General features: G+C 64.8%; 17 protein-coding genes and 1 riboswitch. Of the genes, 9 read left to right on the top strand and 8 right to left on the bottom strand.

Annotated elements, in window-relative coordinates; all coding sequences use genetic code 11:
* Positions 1 to 18: 18 nt before the first annotated feature.
* Entirely contained in the window at positions 19 to 1,020 is a 1,002-nt protein-coding gene (locus tag ACO06J_RS10715; RefSeq protein WP_421760705.1) for a lipid II:glycine glycyltransferase FemX, read from the bottom strand.
* 98 nt (positions 1,021 to 1,118) lie between these two features.
* Positions 1,119 to 2,180, bottom strand: coding sequence for an A/G-specific adenine glycosylase (locus tag ACO06J_RS10720; RefSeq protein WP_421760706.1), 1,062 nt, complete (start codon positions 2,178 to 2,180; stop codon positions 1,119 to 1,121).
* Positions 2,181 to 2,236: 56 nt separating this feature from the next.
* Here ACO06J_RS10720 and ACO06J_RS10725 point away from each other — a divergent pair, with 56 nt between their 5' ends.
* From ACO06J_RS10725 to ACO06J_RS10760, 8 genes are all read left to right on the top strand, one after another.
* Complete coding sequence (locus ACO06J_RS10725) at positions 2,237 to 2,746, top strand: DUF721 domain-containing protein (protein WP_421760707.1); 510 nt, start codon at positions 2,237 to 2,239, stop codon at positions 2,744 to 2,746.
* Positions 2,747 to 2,931: 185 nt separating this feature from the next.
* Positions 2,932 to 3,642: a DsbA family protein gene (locus ACO06J_RS10730; RefSeq protein ID WP_421760708.1), complete on the top strand. Its 711-nt coding sequence runs from the start codon at positions 2,932 to 2,934 to the stop codon at positions 3,640 to 3,642.
* 27 nt (positions 3,643 to 3,669) lie between these two features.
* A complete protein-coding gene (locus tag ACO06J_RS10735) occupies positions 3,670 to 7,131 on the top strand; it encodes an AAA family ATPase (protein WP_421760709.1) in 3,462 nt (1,153 codons plus the stop codon).
* A 244-nt stretch (positions 7,132 to 7,375) separates the two neighbouring features.
* Entirely contained in the window at positions 7,376 to 7,765 is a 390-nt protein-coding gene (locus ACO06J_RS10740) for an AtpZ/AtpI family protein (protein ID WP_421760710.1), read from the top strand.
* 25 nt (positions 7,766 to 7,790) lie between these two features.
* On the top strand, positions 7,791 to 8,546 hold the full coding sequence (locus ACO06J_RS10745) for a F0F1 ATP synthase subunit A (RefSeq protein WP_421760711.1): 756 nt from the start codon (positions 7,791 to 7,793) through the stop codon (positions 8,544 to 8,546).
* Between the two features lie 65 nt (positions 8,547 to 8,611).
* Complete coding sequence (locus tag ACO06J_RS10750) at positions 8,612 to 8,839, top strand: F0F1 ATP synthase subunit C (protein WP_421760712.1); 228 nt, start codon at positions 8,612 to 8,614, stop codon at positions 8,837 to 8,839.
* A 94-nt stretch (positions 8,840 to 8,933) separates the two neighbouring features.
* Positions 8,934 to 9,566: a F0F1 ATP synthase subunit B gene (locus ACO06J_RS10755; RefSeq protein ID WP_421760713.1), complete on the top strand. Its 633-nt coding sequence runs from the start codon at positions 8,934 to 8,936 to the stop codon at positions 9,564 to 9,566.
* Positions 9,567 to 9,571: 5 nt separating this feature from the next.
* On the top strand, positions 9,572 to 10,075 hold the full coding sequence (locus ACO06J_RS10760; protein WP_421760714.1) for an ATP F0F1 synthase subunit B: 504 nt from the start codon (positions 9,572 to 9,574) through the stop codon (positions 10,073 to 10,075).
* An 88-nt stretch (positions 10,076 to 10,163) separates the two neighbouring features.
* Here ACO06J_RS10760 and ACO06J_RS10765 read toward each other — a convergent pair whose 3' ends face one another.
* Positions 10,164 to 10,715: a methyltransferase family protein gene (locus ACO06J_RS10765; protein WP_421760715.1), complete on the bottom strand. Its 552-nt coding sequence runs from the start codon at positions 10,713 to 10,715 to the stop codon at positions 10,164 to 10,166.
* Positions 10,716 to 10,912: 197 nt separating this feature from the next.
* On the opposite strand from ACO06J_RS10765, the gene ACO06J_RS10770 reads away from it, so the two are divergent.
* Positions 10,913 to 11,770: an alpha/beta fold hydrolase gene (locus tag ACO06J_RS10770; RefSeq protein ID WP_421760716.1), complete on the top strand. Its 858-nt coding sequence runs from the start codon at positions 10,913 to 10,915 to the stop codon at positions 11,768 to 11,770.
* Between the two features lie 3 nt (positions 11,771 to 11,773).
* On the opposite strand, the gene gcvPB is transcribed toward ACO06J_RS10770, so the two are convergent.
* The 5 genes from gcvPB to ACO06J_RS10795 all read right to left on the bottom strand — a co-directional run bounded on the left by gcvPB (position 11,774) and on the right by ACO06J_RS10795 (position 17,282).
* The gene (gcvPB, locus tag ACO06J_RS10775) at positions 11,774 to 13,309 is read right to left on the bottom strand and encodes an aminomethyl-transferring glycine dehydrogenase subunit GcvPB (RefSeq protein ID WP_421760717.1); all 1,536 of its coding nucleotides are present in this window, start codon (positions 13,307 to 13,309) and stop codon (positions 11,774 to 11,776) included.
* The gene (gcvPA, locus tag ACO06J_RS10780; protein WP_421760718.1) at positions 13,306 to 14,661 is read right to left on the bottom strand and encodes an aminomethyl-transferring glycine dehydrogenase subunit GcvPA; all 1,356 of its coding nucleotides are present in this window, start codon (positions 14,659 to 14,661) and stop codon (positions 13,306 to 13,308) included. Before gcvPA ends, gcvPB begins: the two co-directional genes overlap by 4 nt.
* Positions 14,662 to 14,836: 175 nt before the next feature.
* A complete protein-coding gene (gene gcvH, locus ACO06J_RS10785; RefSeq protein WP_421760719.1) occupies positions 14,837 to 15,193 on the bottom strand; it encodes a glycine cleavage system protein GcvH in 357 nt (118 codons plus the stop codon).
* Positions 15,193 to 16,359 (bottom strand): glycine cleavage system aminomethyltransferase GcvT, encoded by a 1,167-nt coding sequence (gene gcvT, locus ACO06J_RS10790; protein WP_421760720.1) that lies wholly within the window; start codon positions 16,357 to 16,359, stop codon positions 15,193 to 15,195. The genes gcvH and gcvT overlap by 1 nt, the downstream gene beginning before the upstream one ends.
* Before the next feature lie 173 nt (positions 16,360 to 16,532).
* A riboswitch (glycine riboswitch) is annotated at positions 16,533 to 16,621 on the bottom strand.
* A gap of 70 nt (positions 16,622 to 16,691) precedes the next feature.
* Positions 16,692 to 17,282, bottom strand: a complete 591-nt coding sequence (locus ACO06J_RS10795; protein ID WP_421760721.1) for a hypothetical protein — start codon at positions 17,280 to 17,282, stop codon at positions 16,692 to 16,694.

Below are 17,282 nucleotides of genomic sequence, written 5' to 3' on the forward strand. Positions count from 1 at the left end.
GGCTTTCATTTGGGGTGATCAGAGGCCGAGATATTCGCCGGGCAGATAATACTCGGTGCCGTTCATGCCGCTCTTGAAGTTGGCAAAGCCCTTGCCGCTGCCGATGCCACCGACATCGTAGGAGAGGCAACCGCGGCGCTGGAGTTCGCAGATCGCGGCCCATGTGATGGCATTGCCGGCCTTGACCTTGCGGCCCTCTTCGCCGAACCAGGCAACGATCGAGTCCGAGACGAGGCCGCACTTGAGGATGACGAGCCCAGCGACGGGCCTGCCCTCGTGCATGGCCTGCAAGAGCACATAGTCCGAGCCAGAAGACTGCCGGAGGCTGCGCAGGAACGCCGCGTCGTGCCCGGAAAATCCCTTTTCGGCCATGTTCTGCAGGTGCCGGTCGATCATCCACTGGTGCTCGGTCTCTCCGTCAACAACCTGGACGGTGACCCCGGCTTTTTCCGACGCGCGGATGGCCTTGCGCCAGCTGTGCTCGAAGCTGTCGAACAGGACGTCGATCGGTTGGTCGAGGTTCAGGCGCGCTGAGCCCCATCCATTGCCCTTGCGCTTGTGAAAGCCGGCTTTGGCGAGGAGGCTGCGATTATGTGGGCTGTCTTCGAGAGCCGGCGCCAGCAGCAGAATGCTGAAGGGGGCCATGGCCCAATGCCGGCGTACGGCGCGATAGGTGGCGACGATGAGTTCGTCGGACGGGTTATCGATCAGGAACATCGGGCCGCGATTGATACGCGTGACGAGCCGCATGCCAAGCACGCGCTTTTCCAGCGCCTGCACCATGGCGACGGGTTGACCATTGAGCGACAGCACTTGGCGGCTGACGTGCCAACCATTGGCGGCCTTCGCTGCCCCGTAACCGAAAGCCTGAACGCTGTGTGCGCGATCGGCCCTGTTCAGCAACTGTTCCCAGCGCGCACTGTCTTCGATGCCTTCGAACGCCATTGCGGACGCACTTATGCGCTTCGATGAAATCTCGACACTTGCAATAGTTGAATAGTCATCAATGACAAAAGTCACGGCCGTCTCCAGTTGCGGGCAACTGAGAGATAACTCTGCGGATGGGAGTCCCGCCAATCGCAAGTGCTGGGATGATTAATGGCGGAGGGGCGGGAAGGCTATTCCAGACCCGCCATCGCCAGCACCTTGCGGAAGAGGCTCGGGAGCGCTTCGGCCGCGAGTTCGCGCGGATCGGCCCACCAGCCTTGCGTCAGCGTTTCGGGCGCGACGGTGGCGGACCAGACCTCGAGCTCGAGCCGGAAATGCGTGAAGACGTGAACCACCTGGCCGTGGTGACGCCAGTCGGCGGGGAGCGGGTGGGCGACGGGCTCGGGAGCTGGTGTCCAGGCGGAGACCGGGGTCTCGGTCATCTGGGCGAGGAGGCCCTTTTCGGCGCGGGTCTGGAGGTACACGTCGCCATCGGCGTCGCGCATGACGAAGGCGTGGCCGTAACGGGTGGGGCGATCGGCTTTGGCGGCTTTGACAGGATAGTGCAACGGATCGGCTTTGGTACCGACACAGCCGGGTTGCAGCGGGCAGAGCATGCAGAGCGCAGCGCGCGGGGCGCAGATGGTCGCGCCCAGATCCATTAGCGCCTGGGCGAAATCGCCGGCGCGGGCGGGGACTGCCTCCTGCACGGTGGCACGGACCATGTCCTTGGCGTCGCGGACCGGAACCGGCAGCGCCAGGTAGCGGGCGACGACGCGATCGACATTGCCATCGACGACCGCGACGCGTTCGTCGGCGGTGATGGCAGCGATGGCGGCGGCGGTATAGGGGCCGATGCCCGGCAGGGTCAGGAGTTCGGCGGAGGTAGCGGGGAACTGGCCGCCAAAGCGTTCGACGACGGCGCGGGCGCAGGCATGAAGGTTGCGGGCGCGGGCATAGTAGCCGAGGCCGGCCCATTCGACGAGCACGGCTTCGAGCGGGGCGGCTGCGAGGGCGCCGACGGTGGGCCAGAGGGAGAGGAACCGCGCATAGTATTTGCCGACGGCGGCGACAGTGGTCTGCTGCAGCATGATTTCGCTGAGCCAGACGCGATAGGGGTCGGCGCGGCGGCCTTTGGCGTGATCGGCAGGGCCAACTCGCCACGGCAGATCGCGCGCGTGGCGGTCATACCAGGCAAGAACGGCGGTGCTATCGAGCGGAATGGGGTTTGTTCGGGACGCGGGATTTGGCATGATCGGAATGAGAAATGGCGCGCGGGCTTCGCCGGCGCAAGCGAGTTGTTCCCCAGATGGCGGCAAAACCCAAAGGCGATGAGCCCCCCAGGCGGCTTAACCGTGCGGTTTCGGTAAGCGAGGCGCTGGGCGCGGCGCTGGACCCAGTGCTGAAAAAGCGCGGCTTTGCCAGCCGGGACATTCTCGCGCATTGGGGGGCGATGGCCCCTGCCCCGTATGACAAGGTGACGCGACCCGACAAGCTGAGCTGGCCGCGTGGGGAAAAAGGCGCCGAGGGGGCGGTGCTGTATTTGCGCTGCCACCCGGGACATGCGCTGGCGCTGGCGCATGAGGGGGCGCGGGTGGCAGCCGCGATCAACCGGTATTTCGGCTATATTCTCGTCAACCAGGTGCGGATGAGCGCTGAGCCGTTCAGCGAGATGGAGGCGCTGCCCGAAACGCAGCCGGCGCTCGGCGATGTCGCACGGGCGCGGATCGGGCGGGCGGTGGAAAAGGTGGGCGACCCGGGGATGCGGGATGCGCTGAAGCAACTGGGCCAAGCGATGGCGCAGAAGAAGCCGAAGTGAGCGGTGCTAGGCCGTTGGTATTGCGGATGGGGCCCCCCTCCCCGACCCTCCCCCTCCTCCCCGACCCTCCCCCTACTGGGGAGGGAGAAGGGGGCTGCTCGCAAAGTGTTCATCTGCGGTTGAACTTGCGGGGGCTATGGTGATCCCGATATAGGCAGACAACCAAAGACACTGGAGTTTCTCATATGGCCAACCGTCGCAACATTCTCATGGGGACTGGCGCTGCCGCGCTCGTCGCCGTTGCGGGTACTGCCTATTACCTCGTCGCCAAGCCGGAAACGGCGATCGCCGAGGACGCCGCCACACCGGCAGCAGGCGCGGTGCCGGCGCCCGCACCTGGCGCGACGTTTGACGTGGCCAAGCTCCTGACGCCGGCCGGCGATTACAAGGACCATTTCGAAGGCGGCGCGGACGCCAAGGTGGTGATCATCGAGTACCTGTCGCCGACCTGCCCGCACTGCGCGGCGTTTGCCAACGACGTGTTCCCGCAGCTCAAGGCAGCGTACATCGACAACAGCAAGATCAAGTTCATCCCGCGCCCGTTCATGCGCAATGTGCTCGATGCGGTGGTGTTCATGCTGGCGGAAGCCGCTGGCGAGGCAAAGTACCACGAGGTCGTCGCCACCTTCTTCAAGACGCAGGACCAGTGGGCGGCGTCGCAGACGCCCAATGACGCGATCTTTGCAATTGCCCAGCAGCTCGGTTTCACCAAGGAAACCTATGATGCGGCCTTGAAGAATCAGACGCTGTTCGCGTCTTTGGAAAAGGTACGTGACCAGGCGCTGGACGAATTCAAGCTGCAGGGCACGCCGACGTTCTATATCAACGGCAAGATGCTGACCGGGGAAAGCTCGCTTGAGGCCCTCAAAGCCGAAATCGATCCGCTGCTCGCTTAAGACGACCGCCTTTAGACGAGGCGCGCGATGAAATTCACGCGCCTCAAACTTCACGGCTTCAAATCATTCTCCGATGCGACCGAGCTCTTCCTGGAGCCCGGTCTTTCTGGCGTGGTCGGGCCGAATGGTTGCGGCAAATCCAACCTCGTTGAAGCGCTGCGCTGGGTGATGGGCGAAAGCTCGTATAAAGCGATGCGTGCCTCGGGCATGGATGACGTGATCTTTGCCGGCTCGGGCAGCCGGCCGGCGCGCAATACTGCCGAAGTAACGCTGGTGCTGGACAATTCGGACCGCACCGCCCCTGCCCCGCTCAACACAGCCGATGTGCTGGAAGTCACCCGCCGAATCGAGCGGGAGGCGGGCTCGGTCTATCGCGTCAATGGCCGCGAGGTGCGGGCGCGCGATGTGCAACTGCTGTTTGCCGATGCCTCGACGGGCGCGCATTCGCCTGCGCTGGTGCGGCAGGGGCAGATTGGCGAGCTGATTGCCGCCAAGCCGCAGCAGCGGCGCGCGCTGCTCGAAGAAGCAGCCGGAATTTCCGGGCTGCACTCGCGGCGGCATGAGGCGGAGCTGCGGCTGAGGGCTGCCGAGCAGAACCTCGAACGGGTCGATGACATCATTGCGCAGGTGGAGCAGCAGCTCGAAACGCTGAAGCGGCAGGCGCGGCTGGCGATCCGGTATCGGGCGCTGTCGAGTGATATCCGCAAGGCCGAGGCAACGCTGTTCCATATCCGCTGGATCGCGGCGCGGTTTGCCGAAAAGGATGCCGAGGCGGCGCAGGCCAAGCTAATCCGCGACCTTGCCGATGCGCAGCATGTAGAGCTTGAGGCGCAAAAGGTCGTGTTACTGGCAAACCAGGCGTTGCAACCCTTGCGCGACAGGGAAGCGGCGGCAGGAGCGGTGCTGCAGCGGCTAACGATCCTTGCCGAACAGCTCGACGATGAGGCCAAACGTGCGGCGGCGCGGCAGCGGGAACTGGCCGAGCGGCTGAAGCAAATCGAGGCCGACGCGATGCGCGAGCGGCAGTTGGTCGGTGAGGGCGATGAGGCGCTGAAGGCAGCGGCGGACGAGCGCGTGCGGCTGGAAGCGGAAGCGGCCGGAGAAGCGCAGGCGTTCGAGACGGCGCGGCGCGCGGTTGAGGCGGTGCAGGCTGAGGTGGCCAAGGCCGAGGCCGAGGCCCGGGTTTCCGGTGATGCACTGGCGCAGGTGCGCGCGCGGCGGGCGGCGGCAGAACGGGGAGTCACCGAGGCCCGCGGCCGGGTGAGCCGGCTTGAAGCACAGGTTGCCGATGTGGTGCGCGAAGCGGCGGACGTGGCGCGGAAGCTTGCTGCCGACGCGACGTTGAGCGGCAAGCGTGCCGAACTTGAGGCAGCGCAGACGCGGGCCGGGGCGGCAGAAGCGCGGGCGGTTGAGGCCGAAGCGGCGGCGGTTGCGGCGCAGCTTGCAGCGGACGCGGTGCGGCCGGAACTGCAGCAGATCGAAGCGGCGCTGAACCGGCTGGAAGGTGAGGCGCAGACGTTGTCGCGCGTGCTCAACCATGGCGGGGCCAGCAAATGGCCGGCGGTTGTGGACCAATTGAAGGTGTCGCCCGGATACGAGACGGCGCTGGGGGCAGCGCTGGGGGATGACCTTGAAGCGTCCTCGGATGCCGGGGCGCCGATCCATTGGGCCGGTGCGGTTGACGGGAGCGGCGACCCTACCCTGCCGGCGGGTGCCCGGCCATTGTCTGAGGTGGTGTCGGGCAGCGCGCTGCTGACGCGGCGGCTCGAGCAGATTGGGCTGATCGAGGCGACGGATGCGGCGCGGCTGGTGGCAGAACTCAAGCCCGGACAGCGGCTGGTGAGTAAGGCCGGCGGGTTGTGGCGCTGGGACGGCCTCGTCGCGGCGGCCGATGCACCGACGGCGGCAGCAGAGCGGCTGGCGCAGCGCAACCGCCTCGCGGAGCTTGAAGCCGAGGTGGGCGAAGCGCGGGCCAAGCACAATGCGCGGCGGGCCGATGCGGCAGGGCTTGCGGCGGCGCTCGAAACAGCACGAGCGGCGGAGCGGCAGATGCGCGAAGCCTGGCGGACGGCGCAGCGTGAGATTGGCGCGGCGCAGGGCGAAGTCGACCGGGCGCAGCGCGCCATCGGCGAGTTGGCGGCGCGGCAAACGGCACTGGTCGATGCGAAGACGCGGCTCGATGCGGCGCTTGCAGAGGCAGTGGCAGGCGCGACTGAAGCTGCGCGGTTGCTGGCCGAGGCGGGCGACGAAAGCGAGGCGGCAGCGCTTGCTGCGGCGCGGCAATCAGCACTGAGCACGCTACGGCAACAGGCGGACCAGGTGCGCGTGCAACTGGCGAGCTTTGAGGCGACGGCGCGGATGCGCACCGCGCGGCTGGGGCAGATCGCCAATGACCGTGCCGCCTGGCAGCGGCGGCGGGATGGGGCGGCGAGCCAGCTTGCGACGCTTGGTGCGCGCGCCGCCGAGATTGCCGAGCAGATCAAGACGTTCGACGCGACCCCTGAGCAGTTTGCGGCGCGGCGCGAGGCGCTCGATGGGCAGATTGCCGAGGCGCGCGCGGCGCACAAGGAGACCACCGATACGCTCAGCGCTGCCGAGACGCGGCATCGCGATGCCGACAAGGCACAGCGGCTCGCTGCGGATGCGCTCTTCGGGTTCCGCGCGGAAGCGGCCCGCGTCGAAGAGCGGATCAAGGGGCTCGTGGCGCAGCGGCACCAGATCGAGCGGCAAGTGATCGAGACGCTCAATATCGATGCAGCGCATACCGCGCAGGCGGCGGGAATCCGGCCCGAGCATGCGCTGCCGCAGGAAGCGCAGGTCGAGGCGCAGGTCGATCGGCTGAAGGCAGAACGCGAGCGGCTGGGTGGAGTGAACCTCGGGGCCGAAAAGGAATCCGAGGAGGTGCGCGAAAAGCTCGACCTGATGGTCAAGGATCGCGACGACCTGATTGCGGCGATCGCCAAGCTGCGGGGCGGTATCCAGGCGCTGAACAAGGAGGGACGCGCGCGGCTCTCGGAGGCGTTCGAAAAGGTGAACGGCTATTTCCAGGAGTTGTTCACGTCGCTGTTTGGCGGCGGCACGGCGGAACTGCAGTTCGTCGAGAGCGACGATCCACTGGAGGCCGGGCTTGAGATCATCGCCCGGCCGCCAGGGAAAAAGCCGACGACAATGACGCTGCTTTCGGGCGGCGAGCAGGCGCTGACGGCGATGAGCCTGATCTTTGCGGTGTTCCTCACCAACCCGGCGCCGATCTGTGTGCTGGACGAGGTGGATGCACCGCTCGATGACGCCAATGTGGAGCGGTTCTGCAACCTCCTCGACACGATGACGGAGCGGACTGAAACGCGGTTCCTGGTGATTACCCACAACCCGATCACCATGGCACGGGTGGACCGGTTGTTCGGGGTGACGATGGCAGAACGCGGGGTCAGCCAGCTGGTGTCGGTGGACCTCAGCACTGCCGAAGCGGCGGTGCGGCAGGCGAGCTGAAGGCCTCTGCAAGCGCAACTTCGCGGCTAAGCCATGGCGATAGATGGGAGAATCCTGCAGTGTCGAGGGCGGTCCGGCGCATGACTGAATGTCACACCTGTGGCGAAGACTAGAAAGCGCATATATATCAAAGACTTAAAACGCCGCAGCCAGCCTTGACACACTTTTGGGGTGACACTATGGTGCGCGCGACTTCGAGGGGCTCTCATTAAAGTTCTGACTCGGAGACGGAAGGGGAAGCGCAATGAAGCCGTCGCGCAAGACCGGACGTATCCAGAGTGACGACAAAGGTGCGCCCCTGACCTCGGACCTTGCCAAGCGCATTGCGCAGGCGCGGGCCAAGGAAGAAGCGGCTGAAGCGGCGCAATCGGCGTCGGGCAGCCGCGATATGTCTGCGATGAGCCGCGGTGTGCGGCTTGGATCGGAATTCATTGCGGCCATCCTGGTCGGCGCGGGTATCGGTTACCTGCTCGATCAATGGCTGAAGACCAGCCCCTGGCTCATGCTGGTGATGCTTATGGTCGGTTTTGCGGCAGGCGTGCTCAACGTGGTGCGCTCCGCGGCCGAAATGAACCGGGCGGCTCCACCGCCCACGGCCGCGATGCGCGTGCCGGACGACAAAGAAGACGAGTGAAGGCGAGAGCCTAAAGGGAACCAAGTTGGCCGATCCGAATAAAGTCGACCCGATCCACCAGTTCCAGATTACCAATCTCGTCTCATTCGGCGAAGGCGGTGTGTCCTTCACCAACTCGGCACTGTTCATGGTGGCGACGGTTGGTGTGATTGCGGCGTATCTGCTGCTCTCCACGCAGAAACGCAGCCTGGTTCCGAACCGCACCCAGTTGATCTCCGAAATGCTCTACGAGTTTGTCGCCAAGATGGTATCGGACTCGGCGGGCAAGGCCGGGATGAAGTTCTTCCCGTTCGTGTTCTCACTGTTCATGTTCGTGCTCGTGGCCAACATGTTCGGCATGATCCCGTTCTTCTTTACGGCGACCAGCCACATCATCGTGACGTTCGCTCTCGCGATCCTGGTGTTCGCGACGGTCATCATCTACGGGTTCTGGAAGAACGGCTTCAAGTTCCTCAAGCTCTTCGTTCCCTCGGGCGTGCCGGCTTACGTGCTGCCCATCGTGGTGCCGATCGAGGTGGTTTCGTTCCTCTCGCGCCCGATTTCACTCTCGGTTCGTCTGTTCGCCAATATTCTCGCCGGTCACATCACCCTCAAGGTGTTTGCCGGGTTCATCGTGACGCTGGGCGGCCTCGGCTTCCTTGGTTGGCTGGGGGCCCTGCTGCCGCTGGTGATGACGGTGGCGATCACGGCGCTCGAATTCCTCGTGGCGGCCCTGCAGGCTTACGTGTTTGCGGTGCTGACCTCGATGTACATCAATGATGCGATCCATCCGTCGCATTAATCGGCCGGTTCACAGTGAGACGACGGCAAGCGTCGTCAATCGGTCCCAAAAAGGAGCAGACTATAATGGATCCACAAGCAGCTAAGTTTATCGGTGCAGGTATCGCGGCAGTCGGCATGGCCGGCGCAGCTATCGGCGTGGGCAACATCTTCGGCAGCTTCCTGTCGGGCGCCCTGCGCAACCCGGCCGCGGCCCAGGGCCAGTTCGGTAACCTGATTTTCGGGTTTGCCGTGACCGAAGCTCTCGGCATTTTCTCGTTCCTGATCGCGCTCCTGCTGCTGTTCGCAGTCTGATTTCGCGACGGCGGCCGTTCGGACGGTTAGCCAGAATTGACTGAATGGGGGCTCCGGGTGCTATCCGGAGCCGCCGGTCACAAAGGGTTTCGAGATGGCGGGTTTGGCCCAAAACATCATTGTCGTGGCAGAGACTGCATCGGGCGACGCCCTGCAGGAAGGCGAAGTCATGGCACCGGCAGCTGAACATACGGCTGCAGGTACGACTGAGACGCACGCCACCACGGAAGAACATTCCGAGGTGTTTCCGCCGTTCGACCCGTCAACGTTCGGCAGCCAGTTGTTGTGGCTGGCGATCGCATTCGGTGCTCTGTACATCGTGATGAGCCGTATGGCGCTGCCGCGCATCGGTTCGATCCTCGAGACCCGCCGTACGCGCATTGAAGGCGACCTGAAGGAAGCCGAACGGCTCCGCCAGGAAACCGAGAAGGCCGCAGCTGCCTATGAGGCGGCGCTGGCCGAAGCCCGCAAGAACGCCCACGGCATCGCCGAAGAAACCCGCGCTTCGATCAAGCTCGATATCGACAACCGCCGCGCGGATGTCGAAGCCCAGCTCGGCAAGCGCATGGCAGACGCGGAAGCCCGCATCCTTGCCACCAAGGACGCAGCGCTTGCCAATGTCGGCGATATCGCCGCTGAAACCGCACAGGCGCTGGTCGCCAAGATCTCCGGCACCGTTACCGCTAAAGAAGCGCGGGATGCGGTGACGGCGGTTAGCAAGGAGTAAGGCCGATGTGGAGCTTTGGAGCCGACGCCACGACAGGCGCGACCATCTGGGCGACCATTGCGCTGGTCATCTTCATCGGGATCGCCGTGTATTTCGGCATCCCCAAGATGGTCACCAAGCTGCTCGATGAGCGGATCAAGAAGATCGAAACCGATCTCAGCGAAGCCGAGGCGCTGCGCGCCGAAGCCAAGGCGCTGCTCGAGGACTATGCCCGTCGCCGCGACGAGGCCGAGAAGGAAGCGCAGAGCATCGTCGATGCCGCGCGTGAAGAAGCCTTCCGGCTCACGGCTGACGCGAAGACGTCGATCGAAACGATGATCGCGCGCCGTGAAAAGGCCGTGACCGAAAAGATCGCCCAGGCGGAAGCCCAGGCCGTCGCCGAGGTTCGGGCCAAGTCGGCCGATCTCGCGGTGGAGGCCGCCCGCGTGCTGCTGACCAAGCAGATGGAAGCCAAGGGCGACGTACTCGTCGAACAGGCCATCAAGGACGTGGCAGCGCGGCTCAACTGAGCTCACGTTCCAGCAATAGCGAATTGATGCCCGCGAAAGCGGGCATTTTCGTTTTTGGGCACGACGTGAGCTGACGCGCAGCCCTCCATCACACCCGAAGGCGTGGCCAGAAGAAGCCTGTACGCTCCCGGTAGGCGGCGTATTCGGCAGACATGGCAGTGCGCGCGAACTTGCGCTCCTCCCCCAGTGCCGCGGCGACGTAGATCGCGGCAATGACGAAGAGGGGCGGGAGGGCGAGGAGAGACCAGGTGGCGATGGCGAGACCAATCCAGAAGATCAGGTAGGATGTGTAAAAGGGATGCCGCAGGTAGCGGTAAGGCCCGCCAGTAACGAGGGCGTGTGGGTTCTGGACATCAAAAGCCATCTTGAGCCGCGCAGCGCGCGAGGCCCGTATCGCGGCCCAAAAGAGCCAGAGTGAGAAGCCTTGCAGGATCAGCCCGACCAGTGTCGCAGCGGGGGGCTGAGGCCCAGCCCATAGCAGCACGATATCCAGCAGCGTCGTCGCTGCCACGACCACCGAGATCAACACGGTGCCGAGTGGCATTTTCGGCGAGTTGAAGTGGGCCTTCAGCGCCCAGCTATATTGCGCCACGACAGCGAGGCTGACCACGCTCACGATAATGTCGAGTACCAGATCCATGTCCCCCCGCGACTTAGCCCCTGATGGCTGACACGCTACGGAAGGGCGGGTGCCGCCACAAGGGACTAACGGACACCAGCCAGCCTATCCGCCAGAAAAGCACCATGTTGATTTTAGCTTTGCTTCACCGTTCTGGTTGACGTGGACGTAGTGACTGTCAGGCAGAATTCGGGCTGATCCAAAAGAACGGCCCGGCAATGGCTATCCATCACAGTACGGTTCAGACGCGCAGCGCGGCGATCCGCCTGAGCGAAAGCGACGGGCCGGGCGAGCCGTTGCTGATGCTGCACGGATCGGGGGCCTCGCGGGAGGTCTTTGCCAAGCAGTTCGATAGCCCGCTCGCCAACCGCTACCGTCTTGTCGCCATCGATCTGCCCGGACATGGGGAATCGAGTGATGCTGCGGCGCCCGGTCAGTACGGGGTCGATGCGCTCGCCGACACCGTAGCCGAGGTGATGTCGCGCAAGTCTATCGCACGGTTTGGCGTGCTGGGATGGTCGCTTGGCGGCCATATCGGGATTGAGCTGATGGCCCGGCACTCAGGCGTTGCAGGGCTGATGGTCGTGGGGGCGCCGCCGGTCAGCCCGGGTGCCGTGGGCATGCTGAAGGCCTTTCAGGCCAATCTCGACCTCCTGCTGGCGGCCAAGGTGCACTTTACCGAGCGCGACGCGCAGCGGTTTTACGAGATGTGCTACCACGGCCAAGGCGAGCCAAAGTTCCTCGCATCCATCCGTCGTGCGGATGGACGCCTGCGCCGCGAGGTGTCCAACAGCCTGATGAATGGCGCTGTATTTGACCAGAAACGGGCCGTGGAAGAGGCGCAGGTCCCGGTGGCAATGGTCAATGGCTCTGCCGAACCGGTTGCCCGGCTGAGCTATATTGCCGGGCTGCGCTACAGCACCTTATGGGGCGGCGTATGCCACATCATCCCCGATACTGGACACGCGCCGTTCTGGGACCAGCCGGAGGCGTTCAACGCGCTGCTGGGACGGTTTGTCGCCGAGGTGATGGCGAAATCCACCACCACGGCACTCGGTATGGCCAAATCTGCCTGACCCCTACTCCGCTGCCTGAGGCAGCGCCACCGGCCGTTCCCACTTGAGGATCGGCGAGCGGGCGGCGCGGGTTTCGTCGAGGCGACGACGGGGGGCCTTGGTGGGAGCCGAGGTGAAGCGGGCGGAATTGCCGGCCTTGGCGTCGGTTGCGAGTTCCAGCATCACATCGCAGAAATGGTCGAGGGTCTGCTTGCTTTCACTCTCGGTGGGCTCGATCAGCATGGCGCCGTGGACCACGAGCGGGAAATACATGGTCATGGGGTGGAAGCCCTCATCGATCATGGCCTTGGCGAAATCCAGCGTCGTCACATGGGTGCCTTCGAGGAAGCTATCGTCAAACAGCGCCTCGTGCATGCAGGGCTGGCCGGGGAACGGCACGGAGAAGATGTGCTGCAGCCGCGCCTTGACGTAGTTGGCGTTGAGCACCGCATCCTTTGCCGCCTGGGCGAGGCCGTCGCCGCCATGGCTCAGCATGTAGGTGAGGGCGCGGACATACATGCCCATCTGGCCATTGAAGGCAGTGATGCGGCCGAGGTGCTGGCCCTCGGCGTGCTCGACAAGTTCACCCTTGCGCACGAACGGCACAGGCGCGAAGGGCGCGAGGGCCTCGGAAAGGACCACCGGACCGGCGCCGGGACCGCCGCCGCCGTGCGGGGTGGAGAAGGTTTTGTGGAGGTTGATGTGCATGGCATCGATGCCGAGGTCGCCGGGCCGGACGACGCCCATGATGGCGTTGAAATTGGCACCATCGCAGTAAAAGAACGCGCCGGCAGCGTGAACGGCGGCGGCGATCTCGATCACCTCCGGCTCGAACAGGCCGCAGGTATTGGGGTTGGTCAGCATGATGGCGGCGACGTCGGGGCCGAGCGCGGATTTGACCGCCTCGACATCGACGGTGCCATCAGCGCGGGCCGGGATGGACTTGACCGAGTAGCCAAGGAAGGCGGCGGTTGCCGGGTTGGTGCCGTGGGCACTTTCGGGCACCAGCACCACCTTGCGATGCCCCTGCCCTGCCGCTTCCTGGGCGGCGCGGATGGCCATCATGCCGCACATTTCGCCGTGGGCACCGGCCTTGGGAGTCAGAGCGACCGCGGCAGTGTTGGTGAGGGTCATCAGCCAGTGGCCGAGCTGGCTCATCAATTCCAGCGCGCCCTGCACGGTCGAGACCGGCTGCAGCGGGTGGATATCGGCGAAGCCCGGCAGGCGCGCCATCTTCTCGTTGAGCCGCGGGTTGTGCTTCATGGTGCACGAGCCGAGCGGATACATGCCGCTATCGATCGAGTAGTTGAGACGCGAGAGGCGCACATAGTGGCGCATCGCCTCGGGCTCGGTGAGGCCGGCGAGATCGATGTCAGACTTCCGCTCGTGGCCACCGAGGAACTCGGAGGTGATCGTCACATCCGGCAGGTCCACCCCGGAATGCTCGGTGTCGCCGATCTCGAACAGCAGTGGCTCATTGGGCAAGAGCGACGAGCCCGAGGTAGAGGCGAAGCCGGAGGTGCCGGTGCCGGTGGGGCGGCCCTGATTGTTCATGCTCATTGGACGTCCTCGCTCAAGGCGGCATGGAGGCACTCGGCCAGCATGGCGATGTCGCTGTCGGTGGTGAGTTCTGTCGCCGCGAGGACGATCAGGTTGGCGCAGGCTGGGTTATCCGGTTCGAGCCGGCTGACGGGCAGGCCGGCCAGCACATCGGCGCGGGCGAGGAGATCAATCACCGGCGCGGCGGGGACCGGCAGGCGGATGGTCATCTCGTTGAAAAAGCTCTTGTTGAGCAATTCGACGCCGGGGACTGTGCCCAGCATCCGCGCCAGCTTGACGGCATTGGCGTGGTTGAGGCGCGCGAGCTTTTTGAGCCCCGCCTCGCCCAGCAGCGACATGTGGATGGAGAAGGCCAGCGCACACAAGCCGGCATTGGTGCAGATGTTGGAGGTCGCTTTTTCGCGCCGGATATGCTGCTCGCGGGTCGACAGCGTGAGGACGAAGCCGCGATTGCCATCGGCATCGACGGTTTCGCCGCAGAGGCGGCCTGGCATCTGGCGCACCAGATCCTTGCGGGTGGCAAACAGCCCGACATAGGGGCCGCCGAAGTTGAGCGAGTTGCCGATCGACTGGCCCTCGGCGACGACGATATCGGCGCCCAGCGTACCGGGGGCTTCGATCAGGCCGAGCGAGACGATCTCGGTGACGACGACGATCAGCAGCGCGCCGGCGGCGTGGGCGGCATCGGCGGCGGCTTTGATGTTGCGCAGGTGGCCGTAGAAATCGGGCGTCTGGACGACGATGGCGGCTGTATCGCCGTCGATCTGGTTGAGGATATCGCCCTGCCCTTCTGGCGAGGCTGGCATGATGACGAGGTCGGGGCCATCGCCGAGATAGGTGCGGACCACGTCGCGATAGTGCGGGTGAAGGCCGCCCGAGAGGATGATGCGGTTGCGCCGGGTGACCCGGCGGGCCATCAGCACGGCCTCGGCAGTGCCGGTCGAGCCGTCATACATCGAGGCGTTGGCGACATCCATGCCGGTGAGGTGCGCGACCTGGGTCTGGAACTCGAACAGCATCTGGAGCGTCCCCTGGGAGACCTCCGGCTGATAGGGCGTGTAGGCAGTGAGCCATTCCGACCGCTGGATCAGGTGATCGACGCTCGCCGGCACGTGATGCCGATAGGCGCCGGCGCCGATGAAGAACGGACCATCGCCCGCGGCGTGGTTGCGCCCGGCCAGCGCACGCATCTGCGCTTCAACAAGGTATTCGGGCGCGTGGGGCGGCAGGTCGACGGATTTGGTCAGGAGCGCCGATTTCGGCACTCGGGCGAACAGCTCTTCGGCAGTCTTGGCGCCGATGACGGCGAGCATTTCGGCGCGCTCATGATCGGAATGGGGGAGATAGCGCATGGGTCAGGTGTTCTCGCTAGAAAGAGAGGAAGGCCCCCTCACCCGGATTGCTAGGCAATCCGACCTGTCCCCCGGAGGGAGAGGTGGTGCGGCGGCACGATTTGGCCCCATCGTACCTCTCCCTTGGGGGAGAGGTCGGCGCGCAACGCCGGGTGAGAGGGCCTTGTCAAAGGCATCAGACCGTTATGGCCGCATAAGCCGCAGCATCCATCAGCCCGTCGAGCTCGGACGGTGCGTCGAGGGCGAGTTTGAAGATCCAGCCGTCGGTTTCGGGGGCGGTGTTGATGAGGCCGGGTTCGCCCGAGAGCGCGTCGTTGACGGCGGTGACGGTGCCGGAGGCGGGGGAGTAGATTTCGGAGGCGGCTTTCACGGATTCGACCACCGCGGCCTCATCGCCCTGCTTGAGCTTCTGGCCGACCTTGGGGAGTTCGACGAAGACGATGTCGCCCAGTTGCTCCTGGGCATAGGGCGTGATGCCGACCGTGCCGTCAGCAGTGATGTACTCGTGGTCCTTGGTGAATTTGGTGGTCATCAGGAGGCCTTCCGGACGTAGCGGTGGGGGACGAAGGGGGTGGGGACGACTTCGGCGGCCTGGGCACGGCCGCGAACGAGAACCTGGAGCTTGGTGCCGGGGGCAGCATAGGCCGGGGGTACGAAGCCCAGAGCAATGGCCCGGCTCAGGGACGGGGCGAAACCACCCGAGGTGACCTGGCCGATAACGGCGCCATAGGCATCTGTGATATCGGCGCCTTCGCGCGCCGGGGCGCCCTCTACGGTCAGCCCGACGCGGATACGGTTGGGCTTGTTGGCGAGTTCGTGGAGGATGCGCGGGGCGCCGGGGAAATCGGCGGCTTCGCGGCGGCGCTTGGAAATGGCGAAGTTGAGACCGGCCTCGACCGGCGAGATGGTCTCGTCGAGGTCGTGGCCGTAAAGCGGCAGCCCGGCTTCGAGGCGGAGGGAGTCGCGGGCGCCAAGGCCGATCGGCTTGACGCGCTCGTCGATCAACAGGGTATCGAAGAAGGCGTCGGCATGGTCGGGATCGACAAGGATTTCAAAGCCATCCTCGCCGGTATAGCCGGAGCGGGAGATCACCAGCTTGGTTTCGCGCCAGGCGAACGAGCCATAGTGCATAAAGCCGAGTTCAGCCGCCTCGGGGACGATGGCGCGCATGACGTCTACTGCCTCAGGGCCTTGCAGCGCCAGCAGCGCGCAATGGTCGGAGCGGTTGAGCGTGGCCTTGCCGGCCGCTGCGTTGGCGATGCGGTGGAAATCGGCGTCCTTGGTGCCGGCGTTGACGACGATATAGAGGGCGCCGCCCCAGCCTTCGGCCGCGGGCCGGGCGATCATCAGGTCGTCATAGGTGCCGCCGGATTCGTTGAGCAGCAGGGTGTAGCGGATCTGGCCGGGCTTCAGGCCCCGGATATCACCGCAGCAGAGCGACTCGACGAGAGCGGCGACGGCTGTGTGATCGGCTTCGCCATCGCCCGACTTCTGGTCAAGGACGAGAAAGCTCGGGCCCATATGGGAGACATCGAACAGGCCGGCGTGCTCGCGGCACCACTTGTGCTCGGCGATGATGCCGGTGGGATATTGCACCGGAAGCGAGTAGCCGCCAAACGGCACCATGCGCCCGCCGAGCGCGATGTGGCGGTCATTGAGAATGACGGTCTTGAGGTCGGCTGCCGGAACATCTGCCATTGAGCACCAAGGGTTGACGACACTACGCGCGAGCGGATGCTCTCGCGTTCGTGCCCCCTCTGTCCGGTAACCTGAGAGATTTCCTCGCCGCCTATGGACGAGTTGCTCCTTCGGTGAGGCCTGATCCTGGGTGTTGCCTTGTGGGCGCGACCTGGGCCTGCTTTCCAGAGTTCAGTGCGGCTGCGGTCCGTTTGCCTGAGAGTTTCCGGGGCGGTTGCTCCTTCGGCGCCGGGCTTTCACCCGTCTCTCCCGCAGTCACCAGCAGATAAGCCGTGTTCGGAGCAAAGAGTCAATGCGGCCGGGCTGGGCTCAACAGGGTTTGAAGACGTCGATCAGCCGTCGAAGCCGACATAGATGATGATGTTTTCGCCGCCGGTGTACGGGATGGCGACGTTTTCGACGACCTTAACGAAATCGGCAGTCTGGGTCTGCGGGTTGATGGCGACCGGGATGTCGTATTTCTGGGAAAACATGGCGACGTCATCGCGCTCGACCGAGAAGCGGATCGGGATATCAACGCTGGCCTGCGAGCCGGCAGGGCCGAGCAGGACGCGGCCGACAACGCCCATCTTGACGGTGATCAAGCCATTGGAGACGACGCAGTTGCGGGACTGCTTGTCGATGACGGCCTGGTAGTTCAGGTCGCGTGCATTCCCGACGCGCCCCTTGCCATAATAGAACAGCGCTTCGCCACCAAGCTTCACCTTGATCGGCGGGCATTCGGTGGCGATGGCGGGGAGTGCGGTGGTGCTGCCGGCGACAACATCCTGCTGCGCCGGGCTGGCGTCCTGCAGGGTCGCAGTATTGCTGGCGGCGGGCGCGAACATCGAACCCATCGAGCAGGCGGAGAGTGCCAGCGCCAGGGCGCTGATCGCTGCAAGCCGGACGGCCGGCGCGGCGTTGGACAAACTGTGCATGGTCAT

The organism is Devosia sp. (assembly GCF_965229025.1).
Classification (GTDB): Bacteria; Pseudomonadota; Alphaproteobacteria; order Rhizobiales; family Devosiaceae; genus Devosia_A.